Annotated in this window: 6 protein-coding genes and 2 riboswitches; of the genes, 3 read left to right on the top strand and 3 right to left on the bottom strand. The window is 66.6% G+C overall.

The window, feature by feature from the left end; genetic code table 11:
* Positions 1 to 22 precede the first annotated feature (22 nt).
* The 3 genes from DYI42_RS16575 to DYI42_RS16565 form a co-directional block, all read right to left on the bottom strand.
* A complete protein-coding gene (locus tag DYI42_RS16575; protein ID WP_213547190.1) occupies positions 23 to 295 on the bottom strand; it encodes a hypothetical protein in 273 nt (90 codons plus the stop codon).
* A 29-nt stretch (positions 296 to 324) separates the two neighbouring features.
* A complete protein-coding gene (locus tag DYI42_RS16570) occupies positions 325 to 1,185 on the bottom strand; it encodes a branched-chain amino acid aminotransferase (RefSeq protein WP_213547189.1) in 861 nt (286 codons plus the stop codon).
* A gap of 318 nt (positions 1,186 to 1,503) precedes the next feature.
* Entirely contained in the window at positions 1,504 to 1,998 is a 495-nt protein-coding gene (locus DYI42_RS16565) for a VOC family protein (protein ID WP_213547187.1), read from the bottom strand.
* A gap of 230 nt (positions 1,999 to 2,228) precedes the next feature.
* On the opposite strand from DYI42_RS16565, the gene DYI42_RS16560 reads away from it, so the two are divergent.
* From DYI42_RS16560 to DYI42_RS16550, 3 genes are all read left to right on the top strand, one after another.
* On the top strand, positions 2,229 to 4,214 hold the full coding sequence (locus DYI42_RS16560) for an alpha/beta fold hydrolase (protein WP_213547185.1): 1,986 nt from the start codon (positions 2,229 to 2,231) through the stop codon (positions 4,212 to 4,214).
* Between the two features lie 70 nt (positions 4,215 to 4,284).
* A riboswitch (cobalamin riboswitch) is annotated at positions 4,285 to 4,489 on the top strand.
* 124 nt (positions 4,490 to 4,613) lie between these two features.
* Entirely contained in the window at positions 4,614 to 4,925 is a 312-nt protein-coding gene (locus DYI42_RS16555; RefSeq protein ID WP_213547183.1) for a hypothetical protein, read from the top strand.
* Between the two features lie 29 nt (positions 4,926 to 4,954).
* Positions 4,955 to 5,030, top strand: a riboswitch (S-adenosyl-L-homocysteine riboswitch).
* Positions 5,031 to 5,052: 22 nt separating this feature from the next.
* Positions 5,053 to 6,102, top strand: a complete 1,050-nt coding sequence (locus DYI42_RS16550) for a homocysteine S-methyltransferase family protein (RefSeq protein WP_213547181.1) — start codon at positions 5,053 to 5,055, stop codon at positions 6,100 to 6,102.
* Positions 6,103 to 6,305: the final 203 nt, after the last annotated feature.

The raw sequence follows: 6,305 nt of genomic DNA, 5'->3' as shown, positions 1-6,305 counted from the left end.
GTGTGGGGGAGGCGTGGTGCCCTCAGTCTTCGAGGGAGGGGAAGAGGGCGAGCCCTTCGAGGCCGGGAAGGTCGTCGCGCCCCCCGGAAATCACCTGTTTCAGTCTGGGGCTGAGGCCCAGATAGAAGAGAAACCACAGCGCCGCGAGAGACAGGGCGAAGGTGAGGAGCACAACCAGGGGCGCGAGGCCGAGCGGGATGATGTGCCCATGGGGCATCGCCACGACGGTAGCGGCCGCGAGCCCGACGCAGACGAGGCCGATGGCGAGGTAGCGACGGTTCTGGCGACGGGTCACATGATGCCTCCTTGCTTGGAGCCGCACGGTCAGGCGGACAAGGCCCAATCCCAGTAGAGTTCGCGGGCGCGGCGGGTGACGGGCCCGTGCTGGTAGTGGGTGCCATCGAATTCGGTGACCGGTGTGATCTTCATCAGGTTGCCTGACAGGAACACCTCGTCCGCCGCGCGGAAGTCATCGAAACTGAGCACGCATTCATGCACCTCCACCCCATCTGCGCGGAGGTTGGAGATGTGCCGCGCCCGGGTGATGCCCGACAGGAAGGTGCCGTTGGCGATGGGGGTGAACACCTCGCCATCCTTGACCATGAAGGCATTGGCGGTGGCGCTTTCGGCCACGTTGCCCATGACATCGGCCACCAGCGCGTTGTCGTAGCCTTTGCGCTTGGCCTCGGCCAGCATCCGCGCGTTGTTGGGGTAGAGGCAGCCTGCCTTGGCGTTGCACACCGCGCTTTCGATCACCGGCCGGCGGAACTGGGTGGTTGTGAGCCGGACGGTGGCCTCGGGCGGGGCCATGGGCACCTCTTCGAGGCACAGCGCAAAGCCCGCGTCGGCCTCGGCGGGGAGGATGCCCATGTGGCCGCTCTCGATGCCCCAATACATCGGGCGGATGTAGACGGCGGCCTCCTTGGGGTAGAGCTTCAGCCCCTCCCAGGCGATCTCGAGCATCTCCTCGGTCGTCAGCGTGGGGCGGATCATCAGCGCCTCTGCCGAGCGGTTCACGCGGGCGAGGTGCGCCACCAGGTCGGGCGCAATGCCGTCGACGTAGCGGGCGCCGTCAAACACCGTTGTCCCGAGCCATGCGCCATGATCAGCGGCGCGCATGATCATCACGTCGCCTTCGTTCCAGGTGCCGTTGTAATAGGTGCGGATGTTGGTTCCGGTTGCCATGGCGGGCCTCCCTCTTGCGGCGCGACCCTAGGGGCGGCGCGCGGGGAGGTCCAGAGGGGGCGGAAAGAAGAGGCCCCCCGGGCCGGGGATGGACCGGGGGGCAATGAGCGGAATGGCTCCGGGGGACAGGAGTGCGGTCGCTCTATCCCGGGGCGGTGCCGGCAGGCGGCGGGGTGCCGCGACCGGTACGAGGGGCCGCCTCGGGGCGTGGGCTGCGGCCAGAGGGGCAGGCCTTCAACCCTCGGGTGAGACCCTAGGGGCGGATTGACTCCATCGGATGACAGGGGTGTGACGGTTGCATGACAGCCGCACCGCCGCTCAGCCCGTTGCGCGGGCCTCGGCAAGAAGCGCCTCCACGTCGAGCGGGCGGGTTACCATTTTGAGGCCGCCGCCCGCATCGCGCGGCCACTCTGCCTCGGGGTGGTCCCGGTAGAGCTCGACGCCGTTCTCGTCGGGGTCGCGCAGGTAGAGCGCCTCGGAGACGCCATGGTCGGAGGCACCATCCAGCCGGATGCCTGCCTCGGTCACGCGGCGCAGGGCATCGGCGAGCGCGGTGCGGTCGGGATAGAGGATGGCGGTGTGGAACAGGCCAGTGTGATGCGGCGGCGGCGGGGTGCTGCCCTTGCTGGCCCAGGTGTTCAGGCCGATGTGGTGGTGGTAGCCACCCGCCGAAAGGAAGGCGGCCTCGGTCCCGTAGCGCTGGGTGACCTCGAAGCCGAGTACGCCGGAATAGAAGCCGATGGCGCGCTCGAGGTCGGCCACCTTCAGGTGGATATGGCCGATGCGGGTGGCCGAGTGGATGGGTTCGGACATGGGATGCTCCATTTGTTGCTTGGAGCCGATATGGGGAAATGCGCAAATTTGCGCAATTCATCACGATGCTGGATTGAATGTGCAAGATCGCATCACAAGCCGAGCCCAGAAGCTGCCTGAGAGGCGTGAAGCGCGCGAAAGAGCATTAATCCTCAAGGATCTCACCGAATCGGAGCAAACTTCACCCTGAGTTGAACCGGCCTGTGCCAAGACAGTGAGAGGAGACCACCATGGACGAAATCCTGGCGACATTGATGGCGTTGACGGCGACCGAGCCGGACGGGGCGTATTTTGACGCGCTGCTTGCCAATGGCCAAGGCGCACAGGTTGAGGTCACCCACTGCCGCGATCCGCTGGCCATGACGGAGATCGTGGGCGAGACGGTGCTTTGTGGCACCGTGACCGTGCCCGAAGACCACGACGCGCCGGACAACGGACAGGTGGTGGATCTGGCCTTCGCCATTCTGCGGGCCGACACCAGCTACCCCGCCGCAGACCCTGTGGTTTACCTCCATGGCGGGCCGGGGATTGGCGCAGTCGGCGGGGGGCTTGGCTTCATGGCTGACAAGTTCGGCCCGTTCCGGGCCACCCGCGACGTGGTGCTGTTTGACCAGCGGGCGGCGGGGATCTCTTCGGGGAGCGTGGCCTGCCGGGAGCAGATCAACATGAACGTTGCAGGCGTTGCCATGCGCGAGATCATCGGGCTCGACCTCGATGCCGACGGCAACCCGGTGGTGACGCCTTTCCTCGAAAACTGCCTGGAGGAGATCCAGGCCGATGGCACTGACCTGAGCAAGTACAACAGTCGCCAAAACGCGCTTGACGTGCCCTATGTGCTCACCGCTCTGGGCTACGAAAGCTGGAACCTCTACGGAATCTCCTATGGCACCAAGCTGACCATGGAGGTGATGCGCAGCGCGCCCGAGGGCACGCGAGCCGCAGTGATCGACGGGGTCGCGCCACCGTGGATCAAGCTTTATGACACTCTGGGCCTGCCGATGGCGGAATCGATGGAGCGGCTGGTGCAGGACTGCGCCGCCGAGCCCGCCTGCGCCGAGGCTTACCCCGAGCTTGGCAGGGTGCTGGCGGAGGTGCTGGCCAAGACGAAGGCCGGGGAGCTGGTGATGGATGGCACCACCATTCCGGCCAATTTTGTCGGCGGACTGTTCAACGAGCGCAACACCTTCCACCACCCCAACAGCATCACCGCCTACTTTCCCGCGATTATCTATGAGCTGCACCGGGGCGGCGAAGCCCCAACGCTGGAGATGGTCGCCGGGGACTGGGGCTTCAACCGGCCCGGCCAGACCGCGGCAGATGTGTTGGCGGCGCGCAAGGATGCGCTGACCGAGACGCAGCACAAGCTGCTCGGCCTTGCGCTGAAGGATGCCGAGATTATTGCCGCGGCGGAGTCCTCCCTGGGCGTGGCGGTGGCAGAGCTGCGCGGCCAGCTCCACCGCGACAAGGCGTTGGGGCCGATGCCGGGGCTCTTCGATGCCGAGCTCTCGGCGGCGCTGCCGGGCCGGGTGACGACGCAGGAGGAAGGCCGGGCACTGCTGCGCGACTACGCTGCCCTGCGGAGCGGCACGCCCTCACGTGGGCGGCTCTCCGACTTCGTGCGCGCCCACTTCGACGGGCCGGTGCTGGCGCGGCTCCTGGCGATCGTCGATGCGATGACGGAGGCGGAGGTGGCGGCGGTCTTTGCCTTCGTGGCCGAGGAGGTGCAGACCCATACGCTGGAGTTTCAGCAGAACTCCATCGACCTGATGCTTTACGCCTGCCAGGAGGACATGCCGTTTAACAGCCGCGAGGGCTACGACGCGACCACCGCCGCCCTCCCCTACGATACCTCTGGCTTTTACGACGACTCGGCGCTGCTGGTTTACGGCACCTGCCAGGCCTTCGAGCCGGTGCCGCGGGAGGGCTGGCACGAGGTGGTGGAGAGCGACATTCCGACCGTCTCGATCGGCTCGGGTTGGGATATTCAGACGGCGGCGAGCTGGGCCGAAGAGGCGGTGCGGGGGCTGACCAACGCGCAGCATTTCTTCATCGCCGAGGCCGGGCACGGCGCATTGGCCTATGCCGATTGCGTGGGCGACATGACCGCGGCCTTCATCAACGACCCCACCCGGCAGCTGGATGACAGCTGCGAAAAGGAGCGCGCGGTGGGGCCGTTCTACATTGCGCCCTGGGTCGCGACTGAGGCGGCGGAGTAGCGCGGCTTGCCGCAACGGCATGATGTGCCGCTTGGGTGGTGATTCCAACTGGACACGGGCCCGCCTCTCGGCCATTTTCAAGCGCGATGGTGCCCGGCCCCAACAGGCCGGCTGAAAAGGGAACGCGGTGCGGGCGACAAGCCCAACTCCGCGACTGCCCCCGCAACTGTGAGCGGTGAGCGACCCCGACGAACGCCACTGGACGAGATGTCCGGGAAGGTTCGGGGAAGCGATGACCCGCAAGTCAGGAGACCTGCCATCTCCGGTGCGTGGCCCACGCACCGCAGTCACCCTAAGACCTGGGCGGGGTGCCCTGGGACGGAGAGACGAGATGGACCGCCAAGGCCCTGATACATCGCCGACCGCCGCCAGCGCCCGCCCCCTTGCGCGGAGGGCGCGATGCTTCTGGAACGCACGATATCCCAACTCGATACAGGCCCGATGCCACCCGATGAGGCGTGGCAGCTTGGCCAGCTAGGCTACATGCAATGGCTCGCCGGTCTGCCTGGTGGCGTGGATTATCGCCATGCCGCGCTGGAGGCCTATGCGCGCGCCCTGCCGTTTTCCGGGCATTCGCTCGCGGTGGAGGCTTTTTGCAGCCTGCTTCAGGCCTCTGCGGATAATCCGCTGACGCTGCTTCCGCTTGCCCTGCCACCGAACCGGCGGCGCGGCGGCGCGGCCGCGCGTCGGGCCCGGCGCCTGCCTCTCTGACATGTCTCTACGGTCGCGCAGCGCGCGGCCAGGCCGAGGACCATTGCAACGGGCCGCCGCGCGCGGCCCGTGAGGCTCGGCGTTTTCCAACGATGGTCGTGGACGGATCGCAGGAAAGGACTGATCCATGAGTGAGAACCAACTGACGAAGCGGCTCGATGCGGGGCCGGTGATTTGCGCCGAGGGCTTTCTCTTCGAGCTGGAGCGGCGCGGCTACCTGACGGCGGGCGAGTTTGTGCCCGAGGTGGCGCTGGACCACCCGGAGGCGCTGGGCGCGCTGCACATCGATTTTCAGCGCGCGGGCAGCGATATCGTCGAGGCCTTCACCTACAACGGGCACCGCGAGAAGATGCGGGTGATCGGCAAGGAAGACCTGCTGGAGCCGCTGAACCGTGCGGCGCTGCGGATTGCCCGCGAGGTGGCCAACCGGAAGCGGGGCAACCTGATGGCCGGCAACATCTCGAACACCAACATCTGGGCGCCCGATGACGCGGCGAAGCAGGCCGAGGTGCGCGGCATGTTCGAGGAAATGGTCGGCTGGGCCGTGGAGGAAGGGGCGGACATGATCGTTTGCGAGACCTTCTACTACGCCGGCGAGGCGCTCTGCGCGCTGGAGGTGGCCAAAGCCTCGGGCCTGCCGGTGGTGGTGACGCTGGCGCCGATGGCGGGCGAGGAGATGCGCGACGGGCGCGGAATTGTGGAGACGTGTCAGGCACTTGAACAGGGCGGCGCCGACGTGGTGGGGCTGAACTGCTTCCGCGGGCCGGACACGATGATGCCTTGGCTGCGAGAGATTCGGGGGGCGGTTTCTTGTCATGTGGGGGCTTTGCCGGTGCCGTTTCGGACGACGGAGGGTGAGCCTACGTTCTTCAATTTGAAGGATAATAACGGCTGCACCTGCCCGGCGCCGCATGGGCGGGCGTTTCCGACGGCGCTCGACCCGATGTTCTGCAACCGCTACGAGATCGGGGCGTTCGCGCGGGAGGCCCATGAGATGGGGGTGAACTACCTAGGCGTCTGCTGCGGCGCGAGCCCGATGCACATCCGGGAAGTGGCTGAAAACGTGGGGCTTTCCACGGAGGCGAGCCGCTACTCGGAGCGGATGGAAAACCACTTCATGTATGGCTCCAACGCGCGGCTGCCGGAGCACATCAAGGCGCTGGGCGAAACCGCCTGACGGCACGGCGCCCGGCGGGGGAAGACCCGCCGGGCGATCTTCCGGCCGTTCGTCGGCGGGGTGGACGGGGCGTTAAGGAGTTTGCCCGGAAGGGGGAAAGGGGTGAAAAAGCAGGGGGGCACAAGTGATGCACAACCCATGCACAACCTATGCATACTCGGTTTTTGCACAGAAGAGGGGTGTAGGGTGGTTAATGGTGCGGG

It is taken from the genome of Vannielia litorea (assembly GCF_018424695.1).
GTDB classification, from domain to species: domain Bacteria; phylum Pseudomonadota; class Alphaproteobacteria; order Rhodobacterales; family Rhodobacteraceae; genus Vannielia; species Vannielia litorea_A.
Note: the sequence above shows the minus strand (reverse complement) of the source record. Positions and strands in the feature narration are given on the sequence as shown.